At 72.9% G+C, this 20,782-nt stretch carries 15 protein-coding genes and 1 pseudogene; 13 read left to right on the top strand and 3 right to left on the bottom strand.

Annotation, left to right across the window (positions count from 1 at the left end):
• Positions 1-102: 102 nt before the first annotated feature.
• Positions 103-1,194 (top strand): glycosyltransferase family 4 protein, encoded by a 1,092-nt coding sequence (locus tag DVK44_RS04920; RefSeq protein ID WP_114658501.1) that lies wholly within the window; start codon positions 103-105, stop codon positions 1,192-1,194.
• Between the two features lie 356 nt (positions 1,195-1,550).
• Here the strand turns inward: DVK44_RS04920 and DVK44_RS04915 are convergent, their stop codons facing one another.
• Both DVK44_RS04915 and DVK44_RS04910 read right to left on the bottom strand, forming a co-directional pair.
• The gene (locus DVK44_RS04915) at positions 1,551-3,185 is read right to left on the bottom strand and encodes a PucR family transcriptional regulator (protein ID WP_114658500.1); all 1,635 of its coding nucleotides are present in this window, start codon (positions 3,183-3,185) and stop codon (positions 1,551-1,553) included.
• 141 nt (positions 3,186-3,326) lie between these two features.
• A complete protein-coding gene (locus DVK44_RS04910) occupies positions 3,327-5,135 on the bottom strand; it encodes a glycoside hydrolase family 15 protein (protein ID WP_114658499.1) in 1,809 nt (602 codons plus the stop codon).
• Positions 5,136-5,571: 436 nt separating this feature from the next.
• Between DVK44_RS04910 and DVK44_RS04905 the strand changes: the two genes are divergently transcribed.
• The 12 genes from DVK44_RS04905 to DVK44_RS04845 all read left to right on the top strand — a co-directional run bounded on the left by DVK44_RS04905 (position 5,572) and on the right by DVK44_RS04845 (position 20,066).
• Positions 5,572-7,269, top strand: a complete 1,698-nt coding sequence (locus DVK44_RS04905; protein ID WP_114658498.1) for a CTP synthase — start codon at positions 5,572-5,574, stop codon at positions 7,267-7,269.
• 95 nt (positions 7,270-7,364) lie between these two features.
• On the top strand, positions 7,365-7,991 hold the full coding sequence (locus DVK44_RS04900; RefSeq protein ID WP_114658497.1) for an NUDIX domain-containing protein: 627 nt from the start codon (positions 7,365-7,367) through the stop codon (positions 7,989-7,991).
• A 671-nt stretch (positions 7,992-8,662) separates the two neighbouring features.
• Positions 8,663-10,786 (top strand): tetratricopeptide repeat protein, encoded by a 2,124-nt coding sequence (locus DVK44_RS04890; protein ID WP_114658496.1) that lies wholly within the window; start codon positions 8,663-8,665, stop codon positions 10,784-10,786.
• A 157-nt stretch (positions 10,787-10,943) separates the two neighbouring features.
• On the top strand, positions 10,944-12,059 hold the full coding sequence (gene ald / locus DVK44_RS04885; protein ID WP_114664908.1) for an alanine dehydrogenase: 1,116 nt from the start codon (positions 10,944-10,946) through the stop codon (positions 12,057-12,059).
• Between the two features lie 382 nt (positions 12,060-12,441).
• Positions 12,442-13,563 carry a ParA family protein gene (locus tag DVK44_RS04880; RefSeq protein ID WP_114658495.1) on the top strand — a complete coding sequence of 374 codons (1,122 nt, stop codon included), beginning with the start codon at positions 12,442-12,444 and terminating at the stop codon, positions 13,561-13,563.
• A complete protein-coding gene (locus DVK44_RS04875; RefSeq protein WP_228446993.1) occupies positions 13,548-14,174 on the top strand; it encodes a hypothetical protein in 627 nt (208 codons plus the stop codon). Before DVK44_RS04880 ends, DVK44_RS04875 begins: the two co-directional genes overlap by 16 nt.
• 117 nt (positions 14,175-14,291) lie before the next feature.
• Positions 14,292-15,272, top strand: a complete 981-nt coding sequence (locus DVK44_RS04870) for a segregation and condensation protein A (protein WP_114658493.1) — start codon at positions 14,292-14,294, stop codon at positions 15,270-15,272.
• Positions 15,273-15,276: 4 nt separating this feature from the next.
• A complete protein-coding gene (gene scpB, locus DVK44_RS04865) occupies positions 15,277-15,948 on the top strand; it encodes an SMC-Scp complex subunit ScpB (protein ID WP_408055289.1) in 672 nt (223 codons plus the stop codon).
• Positions 15,948-17,357 carry a pseudouridine synthase gene (locus tag DVK44_RS04860; protein ID WP_114658492.1) on the top strand — a complete coding sequence of 470 codons (1,410 nt, stop codon included), beginning with the start codon at positions 15,948-15,950 and terminating at the stop codon, positions 17,355-17,357. The genes scpB and DVK44_RS04860 overlap by 1 nt, the downstream gene beginning before the upstream one ends.
• Before the next feature lie 139 nt (positions 17,358-17,496).
• The gene (locus DVK44_RS04855) at positions 17,497-18,261 is read left to right on the top strand and encodes an NUDIX hydrolase (protein WP_114658491.1); all 765 of its coding nucleotides are present in this window, start codon (positions 17,497-17,499) and stop codon (positions 18,259-18,261) included.
• Entirely contained in the window at positions 18,258-19,280 is a 1,023-nt protein-coding gene (locus tag DVK44_RS04850) for an ADP-ribosylglycohydrolase family protein (protein WP_162793663.1), read from the top strand. Before DVK44_RS04855 ends, DVK44_RS04850 begins: the two co-directional genes overlap by 4 nt.
• An 18-nt stretch (positions 19,281-19,298) precedes the next feature.
• On the top strand, positions 19,299-20,066 hold the full coding sequence (locus tag DVK44_RS04845) for a nucleotidyltransferase domain-containing protein (RefSeq protein ID WP_114664905.1): 768 nt from the start codon (positions 19,299-19,301) through the stop codon (positions 20,064-20,066).
• On the opposite strand, the pseudogene DVK44_RS04840 reads toward DVK44_RS04845, so the two are convergent.
• A pseudogene (locus DVK44_RS04840) lies at positions 19,986-20,742 on the bottom strand (nucleotidyltransferase domain-containing protein). The gene DVK44_RS04845 and the pseudogene DVK44_RS04840 overlap by 81 nt on opposite strands.
• Positions 20,743-20,782 lie beyond the last annotated feature (40 nt).

Below are 20,782 nucleotides of genomic sequence, written 5' to 3'. Positions count from 1 at the left end.
GCAGGAAGCGACGCCTCTCTGGTGCCGGAACGCGCTTACTGACTGGCATCCTTGAGAGGTATCTCCGTTTCGACCTTCCCCTTCCCCCAGGAGCCTGGCCACGTGACTCAGCTGCGTACGGTCCAGGTGCTGGGCGGCGGCAGCGCGGGCAGCAGCGCCCATGTCCGGTCGCTGGCGGCCGGGCTGGTCGCCCGGGGGGTACGAGTGACCGTGTGCGCCCCCGTCGAACTCGACCGCGCCTACGACTTCGGCGGCGCCGGCGCGCACCATGTGCCCGTGCCCCGGCGCGGTGATCCGGCGGCCCTCACCGCGCTGCGCGCCGCGTGCGCCGGAGCGGACGTGGTGCACGCGCACGGCCTGCACGCCGCCGTACGGACCGCGCTCGCCATCGGTGGTCTGCGGGTGCCGTTGGTGGTCACCTGGCACACCCGCGCGCACGCCGAGGGCCCCCGGGCGCGGTTGATGGGGCTGCTGGAGCGACGGGCCGTCAGGGCGGCGGACGTGGTGCTCGGGACGACCTCCGAACTCGTCGACCGGGCCCGCGGCCGGGGCGCGCGGGACGCCCGGCTCGCGGCGGTCGCCGTGCCCGCACCCCCGCCGGGCCCCGCCGACGCCCCCAGGAACAAGGCCCGCGCCGAACTCGGCGCCGTGGAACGCCCGTTACTGATGGCCGTCGGCAGCCTCGTCCCCGACCAGGGATACGACACCCTGCTCGACGCGGCCCGCGCCTGGCGCCGGCTCGACCCCGTACCGCTCCTCACCATCGCGGGCGAGGGCCGGGAACGGGGCCGGCTCCAGCGCCGGATCGAGGCCGAGGAACTCCCCGTCCAGCTGGTCGGCCGGCGCGACGACATCTCCGAACTCCTCGCCGCGGCCGATGTCGCCGTACTGACCAGCCGCTGGGAGGCCCGCTCCGTCCTGGCGCAGGAGGCGCTGCGGCTCGGGGTCCCCCTGGTCGCCACGGCGGTCGGCGCGACCCCCGAACTCGTCGGCGACGCGGCCGAACTCGTCCCGTACGGCAACGCGCCCGCCCTGTCCGACGCGGTAACCCGCCTCCTCGCCGACCCGGACCGCCGCCACCGCCTGACAACCCAGGGCCGCGCACAGGCCGCGACTTGGCCGACCGAGGACGAGACGATCGCGCAAGTGCTGGCGATCTACGACGAACTGACGGAGACCCGCCGCCCACGATGACCCGCTGCCCCAGCCCGGCACCAGTTGTCTGTACGCCGGCCGACCACGACCGGAGGGGGCCGGGGTCGCAGGAGGTGACGTCCCCGGATGTAGAGCGTGATTTGTGCCGCTGTACGCGCGTGCAGTCGGCCGATATGCCGCACGCGGCGTACGGGGGTCCGGGGGTGTCCCCCGGGAAGGCACAGCATGCATCCGGGGATGCGCCTCCGGAGTGCCCCGGCCCCCGGCACGGGCCGCACCGGCCGCACGTCAAAGACCACGGCCCCGCGCACGGTGCGCACCGGCACGCACCCGGGCCCCGGCACGGCCGCACCGAACGAACCGGCCGTACCCCGTACAACCACAGACCACGGCCCCTATCCGGGAGGTACGTGGCGCTGAGCCCGAAGCGCCAACCCCAGCGCCAGTACCGTCTGCGGGTCGTCCAGGTCCGTGCCGAGCAGTTCGGAGATCCTCGCCAGGCGGTTGTAGAGCGTCTGCCGGTTCAGATGCAGCTCGCGCGCCGTCTCCGCCTTGCGGCCCGCGTGGGCCAGGAAGACCTCCAGGGTCGGCAGCAGCGCCGGGCGGGACGTCCGGTCGTGGGCGCGCAGGGGGCCGATCGCGCGGTCGACGAAGGCCGCCAGGTCCGGGTGTTCGCGCAGTCGCCACAGCAGCAGGTCGATGTCCAGCCGCCGGGCGTCGTACCAGGGGAGGTCCGGCAGGCCCTGGGCCGCCGACGCGGTCTCCGCCGCGTGGCGCAGGCCCGCGCTGGCCGCCGCCCAGCCGCCCGCGACGCCGACGACGATCACCGGGGGCGGCGCGCCCGGGCGCTCCAGGCCCGCGCGGGCGGCGCCCGTCCGTAGCGCCGTGGCGACCCGGTCGGCCACCGCCGTACGGTCGGTCTCGGCGCGCAGGCCCAGCAGCAGCGGCACCCGGCCCTCCACCGGGCGGACGCCCAGCAGCGCCGGTACGCCCACGGCCGCCAGCTCCTCCAGCAGTGTCCGCGCCAGGGGCGCCCAGTTCCCGGCGGGCGGCGGTTCCGGGGCCAGGCCCATCACGACGGGCAGCAGGGGGCCCTCGGCGGGCGCGAAGCCCAGTACCTTCGCCTGCGCGGGCGCGTCCTCGGCGCGGATGCGGCCCTCGGCGAGATCGGTGAGGAAGTCGCCCCGGCCGCGCGCGGCCAGTTCCTCGTCCTGGCGGGCCTGCATGAGCACGACGGCGAGGATGCCGGCCGTGCGCTCCGCGGCCATCCGGTGGACCGGCAGCGGCGGCGCGGATACGGCGAGCAGCACCAGCCGGGCCCGTACCGCGCCCGTGCCGTGGCCGCCGCCCGCCACGTCCACCAGTACGGCGCCGGCCGGCGGGCCCGTGTCCCGTGCGGTGCGCCGGCCGCGCAGGCCGTCCCAGATCTGGAGCGGATCGGCGGCGGCCGGTCCCGTGGCGGGGGCCGCCGCGTACAGCAGCCGGCCTTCCGCCGTCTCCAGGAAGACCGGATTGCCCGCGAAATCCGCGAGGATCCGCAGCACCCCGGGCACCCCGCCGCCGTCCAGCAGGGCTTCCGTACAGCGGCGGTGGACTTCCTCGGCCCGGCGCACCAGCGCGTAGTGGCCGTTCACGATCTCCGTGTGGATCTCTTCGGTGACCGAGACGAACGGCACCTCGCGGTGCAGCTGCACCAGCGGCAGCCCGGCGGAGCGGGCCGTCTCGACGATGGCCGCGGGCAGCCGGTCGAAGCGCGGCCCCAGCTCCACGACCAGCGCGACGATCCCGCGCTCGGCCAGTCCGCGTACGAAGGCCCGCTGTTCGGCCGGGCGGGTGCCGAGGCCCAGCCCGGTCGTCAGCAGCAGCTCGCCGCCCTTGAGCAGCGAGGCGATGTTGGGGGCCTCGCCCGCGTGGACCCAGCGGACCGTACGGTCCAGCCGGTCCGCGCAGGCGACCACCTCGGGCAGCCCGCCGCGCAGCGCCGGCAGTTCGAGCGCCCGCGCCACCGTGATTCCGGCCTCAGTGTCCATGGGGTCGAAAGGCTACTGGCCCGAGCGCCCGGACAGGGGCACCCGAGCGCCCCGGCCGACGCACCCGGACATGGCTCGGGGCACCCGGACCAGGTCCGGGTGCCCCGAGCGGACGTGCCGTCGTACGGGAGGGGACAGGGGTCAGCCCCCGTACGCTCCCGACGCCGTCAGCCGCAGCGCCGTGTCGATCAGCGGCACATGGCTGAACGCCTGCGGGAAGTTGCCCACCTGGCGCTGGTGCTTGGAGTCCCACTCCTCGGCCAGCAGCCCCAGGTCGTTGCGGAGCGACAGCAGCTTCTCGAAGAGCTTGCGGGCCTCGTCGACGCGGCCGATCATCGCCAGGTCGTCGGCCAGCCAGAACGAGCAGGCCAGGAACGCGCCCTCGTCGCCCGCCAGACCGTCGACGCCCTCGTCGTCGCCCGAGGTCGGGTAGCGCAGGACGAAGCCGTCCTCGGTGGACAGCTCGCGCTGGATCGCCTCGATCGTGCCGATGACGCGCTTGTCGTCCGGCGGCAGGAAGCCCATCTGCGGGATGAGGAGCAGCGACGCGTCCAGCTCCTGCGAGCCGTAGGACTGCGTGAAGGTGTTCCGCTCCTTGTCGTACCCCTTCTCGCAGACATCGCGGTGGATGTCGTCGCGCAGGACGCGCCAGCGCTCCAGGGGTCCGTCGGCGTCCCCGGCCTCGATCAGCTTGATCGTGCGGTCGACCGCGACCCAGGCCATGACCTTCGAGTGCACGAAGTGCCGGCGCGGTCCGCGGACCTCCCAGATGCCCTCGTCCGGCTGGTCCCAGTGCTTCTCCAGGTACTGGATCAGCTTGAGCTGGAGGACCGAGGCGTAGTCGTTGCGGGCGAGCCCGGTCATGTGCGCCAGGTGCAGCGCTTCGGTGACCTCGCCGTACACGTCCAGCTGGAGCTGGTGCGCCGCGCCGTTGCCGACCCGGACCGGGCCGGAGTTCTCGTACCCCGGCAGCCAGTCCAGCTCCGCCTCGCCCAGCTCCCGCTCACCGGCGATGCCGTACATGATCTGGAGGTTCTCCGGGTCCCCGGCGACCGCGCGCAGCAGCCACTCGCGCCAGGCGCGGGCCTCCTCGCGGTAGCCGGTGCGCAGCAGCGAGGAGAGGGTGATCGCCGCGTCGCGCAGCCAGGTGTAGCGGTAGTCCCAGTTCCGGCTGCCGCCGATCTCCTCGGGCAGCGAGGTGGTGGGAGCGGCGACGATGCCGCCCGTCGGCGCGTAGGTCAGCGCCTTGAGCGTGATCAGCGAGCGGATCACGGCTTCCCGGTAGGGGCCGTGGTACGTGCAGTGCTCGATCCACTCCTGCCAGAAGTCCGAGGTCGCCTCCAGCGAGCCCTCGGGGTCCGGCAGCGCGGGCGGCCGGTTGTGGGAGGGCTGCCAGCTGATGGTGAAGGCGACGCGGTCGCCCGGCGCGACGGTGAAGTCGGAGTACGTCGTGAGGTCCTTGCCGTGCGTCTCGGCGTCGGTGTCGAGCCAGACCGAGTCGGGGCCGGCCACGGCGACCGTGCGGTTGTCCACCTTGTGGACCCACGGCACGACCCGCCCGTAGCTGAAGCGCATCCGCAGCGCGGACCGCATCGGCACCCGGCCGCTGATGCCCTCGACGATCCGGATCACCTGGGGCGCTCCGTCACGCGGGGGCATGAAATCGGTCACTCTGACCGTGCCGCGCGGGGTGTCCCACTCGGACTCCAGGATCAGGGAGTCCCCCCGGTAGCGGCGCCGGGTGGCCGGCGGTGCCTCGCCGCCCGCGGGGTGCGCGGGGCCCAGACGCCAGAACCCGTGCTCCTCCGTACCGAGCAGGGCCGCGAACACGGCGTGCGAGTCGAAGCGGGGCAGGCACAGCCAGTCGACTGTGCCGTCCCGGCAGACCAGGGCAGCGGTCTGCATGTCTCCGATGAGTGCGTAATCCTCGATGCGCCCGGCCACGTGCATCTCCAGTCGAACGGCCATGTCCGCCCCGTGGGGCGCGTACGTAGGTCAAGGGTCGTTGACGAGCTGGTTTTCCGGGAAATCGGGCGGGGATGGTGCCGTTTGCCGGCCGCACTCGGCAGCGAATGTTTGAGCAGGATACGACGCACGCAGCGCTTCCGTGTCACGCTCCCGGCAAGATCGGTCGGCGAATCGGTACGCCGGACGAGTGGGGCCCGGGGTGACGGGGGGAAATAGCGGGACTCGGGGGAAAGCGGTTGCGGCGCGTGGCCGGATCGAGCCTCCCCCTGGCGCTGATACCCTGGTAGCCCGTGGACCGGTGGACTCCCTGGCGAAGCTGAGAGGCCCCGAAACCGCAGCGACCGGCACCAGTGGCCCTCAACGGGCCCGAGCACCGGTAAGCACCTCAGACCGCGACCACGGGAGCCCCCTCTTGGCCATGCCGAACCGATCCTCGACTTCCTCGACGACCAAGCACATCTTCGTCACCGGGGGGGTCGCATCCTCCCTCGGCAAGGGCCTGACGGCCTCCAGCCTGGGCGCGCTGCTCAAGGCGCGCGGTCTGCGGGTCACCATGCAGAAGCTCGACCCGTATCTGAACGTCGACCCCGGCACGATGAACCCGTTCCAGCACGGTGAGGTGTTCGTCACCAACGACGGCGCCGAGACCGACCTGGACATCGGCCACTACGAGCGTTTCCTCGACGTGGACCTCGACGGCTCGGCCAATGTCACCACCGGCCAGGTCTACTCGCAGGTCATCGCCAAGGAGCGGCGCGGGGAGTATCTGGGCGACACGGTCCAGGTCATCCCGCACATCACCAACGAGATCAAGCACCGCATCCGGCGGATGGCCACCGACGACGTCGACGTGGTCATCACGGAGGTCGGCGGCACGGTCGGTGACATCGAGTCGCTGCCGTTCCTGGAGACCGTCCGGCAGGTACGGCACGAGGTGGGCCGCGACAACGTCTTCGTCGTGCACATCTCTCTGCTGCCGTACATCGGCCCGTCCGGCGAGCTGAAGACCAAGCCGACCCAGCACTCGGTGGCGGCCCTGCGGAACATCGGTATCCAGCCGGACGCGATCGTGCTCCGCGCCGACCGTGATGTGCCGCTCTCCATCAAGCGCAAGATCTCGCTGATGTGCGATGTCGACGAGGCGGCCGTGGTGGCCTGTGTGGACGCCAAGTCGATCTACGACATCCCCAAGGTGCTGCACACCGAGGGACTGGACGCCTATGTCGTCCGCAAGCTGGACCTGCCGTTCCGCGATGTGGACTGGACGGTCTGGGACGACCTGCTGGACCGGGTCCACAACCCCGACCACGAGGTCACCATCGCGCTGGTCGGCAAGTACATCGACCTGCCGGACGCGTATCTCTCGGTGACCGAGGCGATCCGGGCCGGCGGCTTCGCCAACAAGGCGCGGACCACCGTCAAGTGGGTCGCGTCGGACGACTGCAAGACACCGGCGGGCGCCGCGAAGCAGCTGGGCGATGTCGACGGGATCCTGATCCCCGGCGGCTTCGGCGAGCGCGGGGTGTCCGGCAAGGTCGCCGCCATCCGCTACGCCCGCGAGAACAAGGTCCCGCTGCTGGGGATCTGCCTGGGCCTCCAGTGCATCGTCATCGAGGCGGCGCGCAGTCTGGCCGGGATTTCCGAGGCCAACTCCACCGAGTTCGACTCGGGCACCGCGCACCCGGTGATCTCCACCATGGAGGAGCAGCTCGCCTACGTCGAGGGCGCCGGTGACCTCGGCGGCACGATGCGGCTCGGGCTCTACCCGGCGAAGCTCGCCGAGGGGTCGATCGTGCGCGAGGTCTACGACGACCAGCCGTATGTGGAGGAGCGCCACCGCCACCGCTACGAGGTCAACAACTCGTACCGCGCGGAGCTGGAGAAGAAGGCGGGTCTGGTCTTCTCGGGCACGTCCCCCGACAACAAGCTGGTCGAGTACGTCGAGTACGGGCGCGACACCCACCCGTATCTCGTGGCCACCCAGGCCCACCCGGAGCTGCGCTCCCGTCCCACGCGTCCGCATCCGCTCTTCGCGGGGCTGGTGAAGGCCGCCGTCGAGCGCCGGGAGAGCGCGGCCCTCCGGGCGGCGTCCGCGCAGGTGGCCGACCCGGCATAGGGCGCCGCCGCAGGCGATACGGTGGGAGCCGGGGTGCGGGTCGAGGGACCATCACCCCGGTTTCCGCTTGTGCGCCACTGTGGGAGGACGCTTTCATGACGATCAAGGACGCCCCCGAGGAGTGGCGCGTGGTCGCGACCACGACGCCCTTCCGCGGCAACAAGACCAGTGTCCGTACGGATGAAGTGGTCATGCCCGACGGCACCTCCGTCACCCGGGACTACCAGGTCCACCCCGGCTCGGTGGCGATTCTCGCCCTCGACGGCGCCGGCCGGGTCCTCGTACTGCGTCAGTACCGCCATCCCGTACGGCAGAAGCTCTGGGAGATCCCGGCCGGGCTGCTCGATGTCCCGGGCGAGAACCCGCTGCACGCGGCGCAGCGCGAGCTGTACGAGGAGGCGCACGTCAAGGCCGAGGACTGGCGGGTGCTCACCGACGTGTACACGACGCCGGGCGGCTGTGACGAGGCGGTACGGATCTTCCTCGCCCGTGAGCTGTCGGAGGCCGACGGCGAGCGCTTCGAGGTCTCCGAGGAGGAGGCCGACATGGAGCTGGCCCGGGTCGCGCTGCCGGAGCTGGTCCGGGGTGTGCTCGCGGGGGAGCTGCACAACAACTGCCTCGCGGTGGGGGTGCTCGCGCTGACCGCCGCGCTGGCGGGGGACGGTGTCGAGGCGCTGCGGCCGGCCGACGCACCGTGGCCCGCGCGTCCGTTCGCCTCCTGAGACCGACCGTCGCGCTGGAGGCTGATACCGGCTAATCCTCTGATCGGAAGAAATGCTGATCCGATTGGGGGATCTACCGGCCACGTGCTCTCCATTCCGTCGCAGAGAGTGAACTACGCTCGGAGCGCCCGGGCGGAGACCCACCGGGCTCGGCTCGTGCGCAGGCGGACGGAGCGTGGCCCGTGACGGATCAGGCGGTGGATGTGAGCGGCTCCGGCCGCGCGCGGGCTACGGGGCAGCGCGAAGCCCTTGAATTCGATTCAACCGCCGTGGAAACGGCGGACATTGACGCGCCGTCCAATAAGCGGCGGCGCCGTCCGGCCGCGGCGGCACGGAAGCCGCCGACGGGGAGTTCCCCGACGAAAGGGACGGCCCGGGTGAACGTCCGGGAAGACGCCGGGACCGCCGCGGACGGCGGTCCGGTGAGCGATCCGGTACGGGAGACGGCACCCGTCCCCGTACCCGGAAAGGTGACACAGGGTGGCGGCGCGCCGGTGGAGTCAGCGGCGGTGGCGACGGTGACGGTCGATGCGCCCGAACCGCCGGAGCCGGGGGCCGCGGAGGCGCGGGAGGCGCTGGAGGCCGTGCCCGGTCCGGCGGCGGTCGCGGGCGCCACCGCCACGGTCACCGGCACCGCGATCATCGGCGGCGGGGGGCCGGGTCCCGCCGCGGTGCTCGCCGCCGCGCCCCCGCCGGGGCCCGCTCCGGCGGTCGCCGCCGCGCCCGCCACTTCCGCCGCGCCCGCCGTCCCGCCCGGGCCCGAGGCGCGGTTCTTCGGCCGGCAGCGCGAGCTGAAGTCCCTGCACGACGACATCGAACACGCCGGGCTCAACACCATCTCCGGCCGCAAGGAGCCCCGCGCCCGCGTCCTGCTGATCGCCGGCCGGCCGGGCTCCGGACGTACCGCGCTCGCCCGGCAGCTGGCCCGGGGACTTGCCGACCGCTACCCGGACGGGGTCGTCCGGACGCGGCTGACCGAGTCCGACGGCGACCCCGTGCCCACCGAGCGGACCGCCCGCGAGATCCTCGGCGTCTTCGGCATCGGCACCCCGCCGGGCGCGGGGGAGGACGAGCTGTCCGCGATGGTCCGCGAGGCGCTCGGTGTCCGGCGGGTCCTGCTGCTCCTCGACGACGCGGCCGACGCCGGGCAGGTCGACCCGCTGGTTCCCGACAACCCGGACTGTCTGGTGGTCGCCGTCGCGCAGGGGCCGCTCACCGGGATCCCCGACGTACGCCCGTGCACTCTCGGCGGCATGGATCCCAAGGCCGCCATCGAACTCCTCGCGTGCTTCGCCGGATCCGTCCGCATCACCGTCGATCCGCAGGCCGCCGAGTCCCTCGCGGAGGAGTGCGGCGGCCAGCCCGCCGCACTCGCCCTCGCGGGCGGCTGGCTCGCCGCCCGGCCCACCGCCTCGGTCGCCGACGCCGCCAAGCGGCTGCGCGCGCTGCCGCCGGACACCGAACTGCCCGTCGGGGGCCGCCCGCTGGCCCGCGCCTTCCGGCTGGTGTACGAGAGCCTGCCCGCGCCCGCCGCGCGGATACTGCGTCTGCTCGCCCTCGCCCCGGCCGGGCTCGCCGACGCGCACACCGCCTCCGCGCTGGCCGGCTGCTCGGTGTCGGCCGCCCGCGCCACGCTGGACGACTTCACCACCCGGGGGCTGCTGCACCGCGCGGACTTCCGGGTGGTGGCCGCTGTCTGGGACCGCCGGGACGCGGACTCCCGGGCGGCCGAGGCCCAGTACGTCGTGCCGGGCTGCCTCGTTCCGCTGCTGCGGACCGTCATGACGGCGGAGGACCGGCCCGCCGAGGTGCAGCTCGCCCGCGCCCGGATGCTGGAGCGGACCGTACGGCTGCTCCAGTCCTGCCGCGCGGTCACCGAGCCCGAGGGGTCCGCGGCCCGGCGCCGGCTGGCCGGACTGCCGCGCGCGCTGCGCTTTCCGGGGGCCGCCGCGGCGCACGCGTGGCTGACCTCCCGGCAGCCCGCCCTGCTGGCCTCGGCCCGGCTCGCGGTCGCCGACGGCGAACTGGACACCCTGGCCCGCCGGCTGGTCGCCGCGCTGGTCAGGGCGCTCGCCGCGCACCGGGGGACCGAGGCGGCGGCGCCCGAGCTGTACGGGCTGCACCAGCTCGTCCTGGACATCGCGGAGCGCCACGAGCTGTACCGCGAGCAGGCCGCCGCGCTGCTGAACATCGGTGACCTGGACGCGCGGACCGGCCGGACGCACGACGCGCTCGCCCGCTACCGCGCCGCGCTGGACGCCGGACGGACCGCCGGGGACCTCTACGCGACCGGCCGCGCGATGGAATCCGTCGGCGGCGCCCACCAGGACCTCGGAGACTGGCAGCGGGCCGCCGACTGGTACGGGCGGGCGCTCTCCCAGCGGCTGAGCCGGGGCGAGCGGGCCGACGAGGCCCGGCTCTACGGCCGCCTCGGCACCGTCCACACCTACGCCGGGCGCTACGGCGAGGCGCTGCGCAACTGGCGGGCCGCCGCCGCCGCGTACCGCCGGCTCCAGGACCTCGAAGGCCAGGCCAGGGCGCTGAGCGAGGCCGCCCGGGTGCAGGAGTACGCCGGCCGGCCGCACGAGTCGCTGCGTACCTGCCAGGAGGCCGTCGAATGGGCGCGGCAGGCCGGTGACGTACGGCTCCAGGCCGCGCTTCAGCTCCGGCTGGCGGACACGCTGGACCGGCTCGGTGACCCGACCGCGGCCGGGCTGCACCGGGCCGCGGCGGATCGACTGCTGGAAACGGAAGGAAACACCTACGAAATCCGTAGCACTTCGCTCGAAGATTGATGCTTTGCAAGGCTAGACAGCGGGAAGTCCTTCATTAGACTGGCTTTGCCGCATTCTTCCGCGGTGTCTTCCCGTGTGTCACGCGTGCCGCGTTCGCCCGGGTCTGTATGGGCTTGCCCATCGCGTCATGCCCACTGAGTCAAGGACCGTGATCGCCGTGCTGGTCGGAATCCCCCGCGAGGTCAAGAACAACGAGTTCCGGGTGGCCATCACACCCGCCGGCGTGCACGAGCTGGTGCGCCAGGGCCATCAGGTCGTCATCGAGCGGGACGCCGGCGCCGGCTCGTCCATCACGGACGAGGAGTACACGGCCGCCGGCGCGCGGATCCTGGCCACCGCCGACGAGGTCTGGGCCGCCGCCGATCTGCTGCTCAAGGTCAAGGAGCCGGTCGCCGAGGAGTACCACCGGCTGCGCAAGGACCAGACGCTCTTCACCTACCTGCACCTCGCCGCCTCCCGCGCCTGCACGGACGCCCTGCTGGAATCGGGCACCACCGCCATCGCGTACGAGACCGTCGAGACCGCGAACCGCGCGCTGCCGCTGCTCGCCCCGATGTCCGAGGTCGCCGGGCGGCTGGCGCCGCAGGTCGGCGCGTACCACCTGATGCGGTCGGCCGGCGGACGCGGTGTCCTGCCGGGCGGCGTCCCCGGTACGGCGCCGGGCCACGCCGTCGTCATCGGCGCCGGGGTCTCCGGCTGGAACGCGACCCAGATCGCCGTCGGCATGGGCTTCCAGGTCACCCTGCTCGACCGCGACATCAGCAAGCTGCGCGAGGCCGACCGGATCTTCGGCACCCGGGTGCGGACGATCGTCTCCAACTCCTTCGAACTGGAGAAGGCGGTCGTCGAGGCGGACCTCGTCATAGGGGCGGTGCTGATCCCCGGCGCGAAGGCGCCGAAGCTCGTCACCAACGAGCTGGTGGCCCGGATGAAGCCCGGAAGTGTACTTGTCGACATTGCGATTGATCAGGGCGGCTGCTTCGAGGACTCGCGCCCCACGACGCACGCCGAACCGACCTTCCGGGTCCACGAGTCGGTCTTCTACTGCGTGGCCAACATGCCGGGTGCCGTACCGCACACCTCCACCTACGCGCTGACCAACGCCACGCTGCCGTACATCCTGGAGCTGGCGAACCACGGCTGGACCGAGGCGCTGCGCCGGGACCCGGCGCTGGCCAAGGGGCTCAACACCCATGATGGCCAGGTGGTTTACCGTGAGGTCGCCGAAGCCCATGGGCTGGATCACGCCGAATTGGGCACACTTCTGGGCTGAGGCGTCAACGCGCGTCGTCAACATCGCGCCAACGGCCGGATCTTGCACACGGAGATCCGGCCGATGCCATGCCGGCGCGGGGCGAACCCCCGGTCAACACGCCTCGAACGTAACGTTTTCAACCGTTTGATGGGCACGGAAAACATGCGGGCCGTGCCTTGGTGAGAGGCGTGTGCGCTCTTGACAGGGGGGTGTTTCATTACCGACACATCGGGCCGGGTCCGGCGGATTGTGTTGCTGCGAAGCGGTGACACGCCATAGAGTCGCCAACCGTCGGCATGGTGCCACGCTGACCTATCGATAAAGTTTCCTGGTCCCGTCCAAGGAGGTAAGACGACTTGTGAATGAGTCGACATTTACTCCCGGGGGTGGTCAACCGGGGATGCCGGTGAGGGGCCAGAACCCGTCGTCCGGGTTCGAGGCTGTCGGCTCCGTAGCGGTCCGCACCTTCGCCACCCACCAGCACATGACGACAGCCCACCAGATGATGGACGGCCCACACGTGAACGCCATGGCCGGCAACGAGGGCGGGCGAGAGTCCAGCCCATTCGCCGACTACAGCGAAGTGCCCGAGGGGCACTTCTACGACCCTGACGCCGAGTACGAGCCCGACCCCGAGTACGCGGCCACCCTCGCACCCGACGCCGCACGCCAGCGCCGCGAGCGGATCGGCCCGACCGGGCGTCCCCTGCCGTACTTCCCGATCCCGGGCCCGCTCACCGACCACGGCCCCGCGAAGATCATCGCGATGTGCAACCAGAAGGGCGGCGTCGGCAAGACCACGTCGACCATCAACCTGGGTGCCGCGCTCGCGGAGTACGGCCGGCGCGTGCTGCTCGTCGACTTCGACCCGCAGGGCGCCCTGTCCGTCGGGCTCGGGGTGAACCCGATGGAGCTGGACCTCACCGTCTACAACCTGCTCATGGAGCGGGGCATGGCGGCCGACGAGGTCCTCCTGAAGACCGCCGTGCCCAACATGGACCTGCTGCCGAGCAATATCGACCTCTCGGCCGCCGAGGTGCAGCTCGTCAGCGAGGTCGCGCGGGAGTCCACGCTCCAGCGCGCCCTGAAGCCGCTCCTCCCGGACTACGACTACATCGTGATCGACTGTCAGCCCTCGCTCGGTCTGCTGACCGTGAACGCGCTGACCGCCGCGCACAAGGTGATCGTGCCGCTGGAGTGCGAGTTCTTCGCGCTGCGCGGGGTGGCCCTGCTCACCGAGACCATCGAGAAGGTCCAGGAGCGGCTCAACCCCGAGCTGGAACTGGACGGCATCCTCGCCACCATGTACGACTCCCGTACGGTGCACAGCCGCGAGGTCCTCGCCCGTGTGGTCGAGGCGTTCGACGATCACGTCTACCACACCGTGATCGGGCGGACCGTGCGCTTCCCGGAGACCACCGTCGCCGGTGAGCCCATCACCACGTACGCCTCGAACTCCGTCGGCGCCGCCGCCTACCGCCAGCTCGCCAGGGAGGTGCTCGCCCGGTGTCACGCCGAGTGAGTCTGCCCGGCGCCGACGAACTGTTCCGTACGACCGGTGGCATGGCGCTGACGCCCGCCTCGTCCGCCGGGCAGCGGCGGACCGCGGGCGGCGAGCCGCGGGTGCCCGGCCCGGCCGGGGAGAGCGACCCGGCCGGCGAGCCCCAGCAGGGCGGCGCGGGCCAGGGCGGCCCGGCGGAGCAGCACTCCGCCACGGAGCCGAACTCCGGGGAGTCCTCGCGCAGTCGTACGGCCGACGCCGAGCAGGCCGCCGCCGCGGTGAAGGGGCGCCGGCCGCCGGAGTCCGGCGGGCCGGGAGCCATGGGCCAGCCGCAGATGGGCGGCGGACCGCAGGGCGGCCAGCGGGAGCAGCAGGGCGGCCAGCAGCGTCGCCGGGGGCGCGGGGCGAACCGCCGTCCCAGCGGGCGCGAACGGCACGACGAGAAGATCACGGTCTATGTCTCGGCCGAGGAGCTGATGGACCTCGAACACGCGCGGCTGGTGCTGCGCGGTGAGCACGGTCTCGCGGTGGACCGCGGGCGCATCGTCCGTGAGGCCGTCGCCGTGGTCCTCGCCGACCTCGAATCGCGCGGCGACGCGAGCATTCTCGTACGGCGGCTGCGCGGGCGCTGACGGTAGCCTGGCGCGGGCGGGCCGTCGTACCGGCCGCCCGCGGCCCCGCGCTTCGCTTCCGCGGCGTGGCGCCGTCCTCGCTCCGTCCCGCCCCGTCCTCAGGACCGTCCCACCGTGATGACCCCGCCGCCCGCCGCCGCCCGTCCGCCCCGCCGCCGGGCGCTGGGGCGCGGGGCGGCGGGGGGTGCGGGGGAGGTGGCGGCGGAGACGGCTGTCGGGTCCGTGCCCGAGGCGGCGCCCGAGCCCGCCGCCGAAACCGTTCCGGACGACGGCCGTTTCACCGTCCGGCTCGCGAACTTCGAAGGCCCCTTCGATCTGCTGCTCCAGCTCATCTCGAAGCACAAGATGGATGTGACCGAGGTCGCGCTCTCCACGGTCACCGACGAGTTCATGGCCCATCTGCGCGCCATGGGCCCCGACTGGGACCTCGACCGGACCACCGAGTTCCTCGTCGTCGCGGCGACCCTGCTGGACCTCAAGGCGGCCCGGCTGCTGCCCACCGCCCAGGTCGAGGACGAGGCGGACCTCGCCCTCCTCGAAGCGCGCGACCTGCTCTTCGCGCGGCTGCTCCAGTACCGCGCGTACAAACGCGTCGCGGAGATCTTCGGCGCGCGCCTCGGGGCGGAGGCCCGGCGTCATCCCCGTACCGTCGGACTCGAACCGCACCACGCCGAGCTGCTCCCCGAGGTCGTGATCCGGATCGGCGGCGAGGGGCTGGCCCGGCTCGCGGCGCGGGCGGCCCGCGTCCGGCCGGAGCCGCAGGTGTACGTGGACCACATCCACGCGCCCCTGGTCTCCGTACGGGAACAGGCGGCGCTCGTCGTGGCCCGGCTGCGGGAGTCGGGCGGGGCCAGCTTCCAGGCGCTCACCGAGGACGCCCCCGACACCCTGACCGTCGTGGCCCGCTTTCTCGCGCTGCTGGAGCTGTACCGGGAGCGGGCCGTGGCGCTGGACCAGGAGGAGGCCCTCGGCCCGCTGACGGTCCGCTGGACGGGCGGGGACACGGACGCCGTGGCGGTCGTGACGGACGAGTTCGACAGAGCCGACAGGGCTGACGGAGCCGATAAGGCAGGTCCGGACGAGAGACGAACGGAGTGAGGGCGTGAGCGGTGAGCGGCACGGAACACCAGGGACGGACGGGGACCCCGACGACGCGGTCGAGCCGCTGCCCCTCAAGCCCGCCCTCGAAGCCGTCCTCATGGTCGTCGACGAGCCCGCCACCGAGGAGCACCTCGCCCGGGTCCTCGACCGCCCGCGGCGGGCCGTCGCCGACGCGCTGCGCGAACTGGCCGACGAGTACACCGTCCAGGGCCGCGGATTCGAGCTGCGGGCGGTCGCGGGCGGCTGGCGCCTCTACAGCCGGGCCGCGTACGCGGACGCGGTCGAGAGCTTCGTGCTCGACGGCCAGCAGGCCCGGCTGACGCAGGCGGCGCTGGAGACCCTCGCGGTCGTCGCGTACCGCCAGCCGGTGAGCCGGTCACGGGTCTCCGCGGTGCGCGGAGTCAACTGTGACGGGGTCATGCGGACCCTGCTCCAGCGCGGGCTCGTCGCGGAAGCGGGAACGGAACCCGAAACAGGTGCGATCCTGTACAGGACGACGAACTACTTTTTGGAGCGGATGGGCCTGCGGGGCCTGGACGAGCTGCCTCAGCTCGCTCCCTTCCTCCCCGAGGCGGACGCGGTCGAGGCCGAGAGCCAGGAAGGCGTTCCGTCGTTCGATCCGGACGCACCGTACGCGCCGGAAACCCACGCAGACGACAAGACGGAACTTTGATGCGAAGCAACGACAGGAACAGCGGCAGCGGCAACCGGAGCGGCGGCGGAAGCGGGGGCGGCGGCCGGGACGGCCGGGGTGCCGGAGCCGGCGGCCGCGGCGCGTCCGGGGGCGGCCGGGGAGCCACGGGCGGTGGCCGCGGCGGAGCCGGCGGCGGCCGGGGCGCGGCGGGCGGCCGGGGTGCCGGAGCCGGAGCCGGCGGGCGTGGTGCCGGAGCCGGCGGGCGTGGTGCCGGAGCCGGTGGCCGGGGCGCCGGTGGCGGCGGTGGCCGGGGCGCGGGCGGCGGCAGCTGGGGCGCGGGCGACGGCCGGGGTGCTTCCGGCGCGGGTTCCCGCGGCGCGGCGGCCGGTGCCGGGCGCGACGGCGAGCCGAAGCGTCCGTCCCGTCCGCGTCCTGAGGAGCGTCGTTACGATGTCGGCCGCTCGGACGGCCCGACCGGCGGCTCCACCGCGTCCGGCGCGCCCGGCGGCAACCGCGTCGGCGGCGGCGCGCGCGGCGCGGCGGCCCGCGGCGGTGCCAAGGGCGGTCCGAAGCCCTCGCAGAGCGGTGGCGGCCCCCGGGGCGGCCCGCGCCGCGGCGCCTCGGCCCGGCCGCGCGAGCTGGACGCCAAGATCGAGCAGCGCAACCGGGACCGTTACTCGGAGCGGCCGTCGGTCAAGACGCCCCGTACCAACCCGGGCGCCGAGCAGGAGGGCGAGCGCCTTCAGAAGATCCTCGCCCGCGCCGGCATGGGCTCGCGGCGGGCCTGCGAGGAGCTGATCGAGCAGTCGCGCGTCGAGGTCAACGGCGAGATCGTCCTTGAACAGGGCATGCGGGTCGACCCGGACCGGGACGAGATCAAGGTCGACGGACTGACCGTCGCCACCCAGTCGCACCTCTTCTTCGCGCTGAACAAGCCGGCCGGTGTCGTCTCCACGATGGGCGACCCCGACGGCCGTCAGAACCTGGGCGACTACGTCACCAACCGCGAGACCCGGCTCTTCCATGTCGGCCGGCTCGACACGGAGACCGAGGGCATCATCCTGCTCACCAACCACGGCGAGCTGGCCCACCGGCTGACCCACCCCAAGTACGGCGTGAAGAAGATCTATCTCGCCGCCATCCAGGGGCCCCTCCCGCGCGACCTGGGCAAGCGCCTCAAGGACGGTATCCAGCTGGAGGACGGCTACGCGAAGGCCGACCACTTCCGCGTGGTGGAGAACACCGGCAAGAACTACCTCGTCGAGGTCACCCTGCACGAGGGCCGCAAGCACATCGTCCGCCGCATGCTGGCCGAGGCGGGCTTCCCGGTCGACCGGCTCGTGCGTACGTCGTTCGGTCCGATCCCGCTGGGCGACCAGAAGTCGGGCTGGCTGCGCCGCCTCACCAACACGGAGGTCGGCATGCTGATGAAGGAAGTCGGCCTGTAAGCACCGGCAGGCGCCGGTAGGCCGGCCTCTGCGCGTTCGTACCGAGAAGAAGCCCGCGGCCCGGTGGCCGCGGGCTTCTCCCTTGTCCGGCGGGCCCGTTCCTGTTTATAGTCAGTATGACTATTAAGGGGGTGGGTGGGTGAGCGTCACCGACGCCGGACGGGGGCCACGGGTCCCCGAGGGGTACGATCCCGCCGCCTTCGAGCCGTTCGCGGTCACCGTCGACCTCGCGGTCTTCACCGTCCGCGAGAACCGGCTGCATGTCCTGCTCGTCGAGCGCGGCGAGGACCCGTACCGGGGCGACTGGGCGCTGCCCGGTGGCTTCGTACGGCCCGAGGAGTCCGCCGGGCAGGCCGCCCGGCGCGAACTCGCCGAGGAGACCGGGCTGTCGGAGGCGACGGCGGGCGCGCTCCACCTGGAGCAGCTGCGTACCTACAGCGATCCGGACCGCGACCCCCGGATGCGGGTCGTGTCGGTCGCGTACGCCGCGCTCGTACCGGATCTGCCGGAGCCGCGCGGCGGCGGGGACGCGGCGGCGGCGCGGTGGACGGAGTACGCGGGCCGCGGGCCGCTCGCCTTCGACCACGGCCGGATCCTCGCCGACGCGTGCGACCGGATCGGCGCGCGGCTGGAGTACACCTGTCTCGCCACCGCCTTCTGCCCGCCGGTGTTCACACTCGGCGAGCTGCGGCAGGTGTACGAGACGGTCTGGGGCGTGCCGCTCGACAGCCCCAACTTCCGGCGCAAGGTCCTCACGACGCCCGGCTTCGTCCAGGCGCTGGAAGGACCGCCGCGCCGCACCGGCGGACGCGGGAAGCCGGCCACGCTCTACCGCGCCGGGCCCGCCACCCAACTGCATCCACCTCTTCTGCGACCGGAACGACCGGAAGGACGGACCGCATGATCATCGCGAGGACCCTCACCAAACAGGCCGCCACGGGCGCGCTGACCGGGCTCGCGCTCGGCGACGCCCTCGGCTTCCCGACCGAGTTCAACGATGTGCCCTCGATTCTCGCGAAGTTCGGGCCGTGGCGCGAGATGGCCCTGCCGGACCCGGCGTTCGTCACGGACGACACCCAGATGACGCTGGCCTTCGCGCGGGGCATCAGGACGGCCATGGACCGGGGCGTGCTCGGTCCGCTGCGGCTGGAGCAGCCGGTGCGCGACGAGTTCGTCGCCTGGTACCACTCGCCGGAGAACAACCGTGCGCCCGGCAACACCTGTCTGACGGCGTGCCGGCTGCTCGACAGCGAACGGCCCTGGCAGCAGGCCAGCCAGATGGGGTCCAAGGGCTGCGGCGCCAACATGCGGGTCGCGCCGATCGGGCTCGTACCCGGCCTGAGCGACGAACAGCGGGCCGGCGCCGCGCAGTTCCAGGCGGCGCTGACCCATGGCCACCCGACCGCGCTGGCCGCCTCCGACCTCACGGCGCGCGCGGTCTACCTGCTCGCGCACGGTGGCGAACCGCCGCTGCTGGTCGGCCAGTTGCGCAGCTACGCGTACGAACACCGGGAGCACTACCGGCGGCGCTGGCTCGGCGACCTGTGGACCCGGTCCCACGACGCGACGCCCGAGGCGTACATCTCGCGCGGCTGGGACGAGTGCATCGCGATCCTCGACCGCCTCCAGGAGGCCCTGCGCACCCCCTCGCCGGAGACCGACCCCTGCCTGGTGACCGGCGACGGCTGGATCGCCGAGGAGGCGTTCGCCACCGGCCTGCTCTGCTTCCTGCTCTTCCCCACCGAGCCCCTCACCGCCCTGCGCCGCGCCGCCTGCACCCGCGGCGACTCCGACTCCCTCGCCTGCCTCACCGGCGCCTTCGCCGGCGCCCACCTGGGCACGAACGCCTGGCCCCGGGAGTGGACCGACCGCATCGAATACCGCAGCGACCTGCTGTCACTCGGCGCCCTCTGGGACTCCTGAGCGATGCGGACCACGGCCATGACCCGTCTCCAGGACGCCGGACTGCCGGTCACCGACCTCGCCCCGGTCCTCGCGGACGAGACCGATCCGCTGCTGTTCGCCACGGTGTCGGGGGCGCATCTGTACGGCTTCCCGTCCAAGGACTCCGACGTGGATCTCCGAGGCGTCCATCTCCTGCCGGTCGCCGCCCTGACCGGACTGCGGGAGCCCGCCGAGACCCGGTCCCGGATGTGGCACCGGGACGGGGTGGAGCTGGATCTCGTCACGCACGATCTGCGCAAGTTCGCGCGGCTCATGCTGCGGCGCAACGGGTACGTACTGGAGCAGCTCCTCTCCCCGTTGGCCGTCCGTACGGGCGACGCGCACCGGGAGCTGATGGCGCTGGCGCCCGGCGTGCTGACGAGCCACCATGCCCACCACTACCTGGGTTTCGCGCAGACCCAATGGCGGCTGTTCGACCGGACCGGCGAACTCAAGCCGCTCCTGTACACCTTCCGCGCGCTGCTCACGGGCATCCACCTGATGCGTGGCGGCGGGATACAGGCGCACCTGCCCACGCTGCTCGGGGAGGTGTCCGCGCCGGGCTATCTGCCGGAGCTGATCGCGGCGAAGGCGGAAGCCGAGCACGGTCCGGCGAAGGGGCCCGGCCGCGAAGCGCTGGCGGCGGACGTCGAGGCGTTGCGCACCACGCTGGAGGAGGCGCGGTCAGCCACGGGGCTGCCGGCCACCCCCAGCGGGTTCGACGCGCTGCACGACTTCGTCGTACGGGTGCGCGCCGAAGGCTGACGCGCGGCGGGTGCGGAGCAGGAAGTCTTCCACTCGGGCGTGGTCGGGGGTGGTGGGGAGGGGGGAGTGGGGAGTGGGGGGCTGCCGTGTCGGCCTCGGCGGTGAGGGTGGTGAGGCGGCGTTCGATCTCGGGCCAGGGGATCTCGCCGCGCTTCACCGCGAGAAGCCGTTCGCGCTCCGGGCCGGCGTCGATGACCAGTTCGCCGGTGCGGAGCAGATCGCGGCAGGAGACGAGCAGCCGCAGCAGGTGCATCGCGTGCTTCCAGCGCGGTGCGCCGTGCTGCCGGACGTCCGCCGCCAGCTTCCGGCGCTGCCCCTCCGCGTACCGTACGAAGGTGCGGTGCGCCTCGCGGGAGAGGAACGCGTCGCGCAGCGCGAGGAGTTCGCGGCCGGTGTCGTCGACGTGCTCGACGAGCGGGGAGTGCAGGCACTCCAGGACATTCGGATTGGCGCGCAGGGCGAGCGAGCAGAAGTGCTCCAGCTCCCAGGAGAACTGCTCCTCGGCCGGGCCCTCCACATGGGTCGGCGGCTTCTCGAAGCGCCAGAACAGCGGGGTCGGCGCCAGGAAGACCCCGCGCCGGTCGGTGTCGCTGTCCGCCGTCGCGAGACCGAAGGCGCGCGAGCCCATCACGCACGCGTAGACGGTGTGGTCGCGGACGAGCGCCTCGGGGGTCATGGGCTCCGGTGTCATGCGCATGCGGGCGAGCCTACGGCCC

It is taken from the genome of Streptomyces paludis (assembly GCF_003344965.1).
GTDB lineage: Bacteria > Actinomycetota > Actinomycetes > Streptomycetales > Streptomycetaceae > Streptomyces > Streptomyces paludis.
This window is presented reverse-complemented; position numbering and strand designations above follow the sequence as displayed.

What these genes read in the sequence shown, in the direction of transcription:
- DVK44_RS04915 (WP_114658500.1), bottom strand. Translation starts at nt 3,185, where the DNA reads ATGGACACTGAGGCCGGAATCACGGTGGCGCGGGCGCTCGAACTGCCG.
- DVK44_RS04910 (WP_114658499.1), bottom strand. Translation starts at nt 5,135, where the DNA reads ATGCACGTGGCCGGGCGCATCGAGGATTACGCACTCATCGGAGACATG.
- DVK44_RS04905 (WP_114658498.1), top strand. Translation starts at nt 5,572, where the DNA reads ATGCCGAACCGATCCTCGACTTCCTCGACGACCAAGCACATCTTCGTC.
- DVK44_RS04900 (WP_114658497.1), top strand. Translation starts at nt 7,365, where the DNA reads ATGACGATCAAGGACGCCCCCGAGGAGTGGCGCGTGGTCGCGACCACG.
- DVK44_RS04880 (WP_114658495.1), top strand. Translation starts at nt 12,442, where the DNA reads ATGCCGGTGAGGGGCCAGAACCCGTCGTCCGGGTTCGAGGCTGTCGGC.
- DVK44_RS04870 (WP_114658493.1), top strand. Translation starts at nt 14,292, where the DNA reads ATGACCCCGCCGCCCGCCGCCGCCCGTCCGCCCCGCCGCCGGGCGCTG.
- DVK44_RS04860 (WP_114658492.1), top strand. Translation starts at nt 15,948, where the DNA reads ATGCGAAGCAACGACAGGAACAGCGGCAGCGGCAACCGGAGCGGCGGC.
- DVK44_RS04850 (WP_162793663.1), top strand. Translation starts at nt 18,258, where the DNA reads ATGATCATCGCGAGGACCCTCACCAAACAGGCCGCCACGGGCGCGCTG.
- DVK44_RS04845 (WP_114664905.1), top strand. Translation starts at nt 19,299, where the DNA reads ATGACCCGTCTCCAGGACGCCGGACTGCCGGTCACCGACCTCGCCCCG.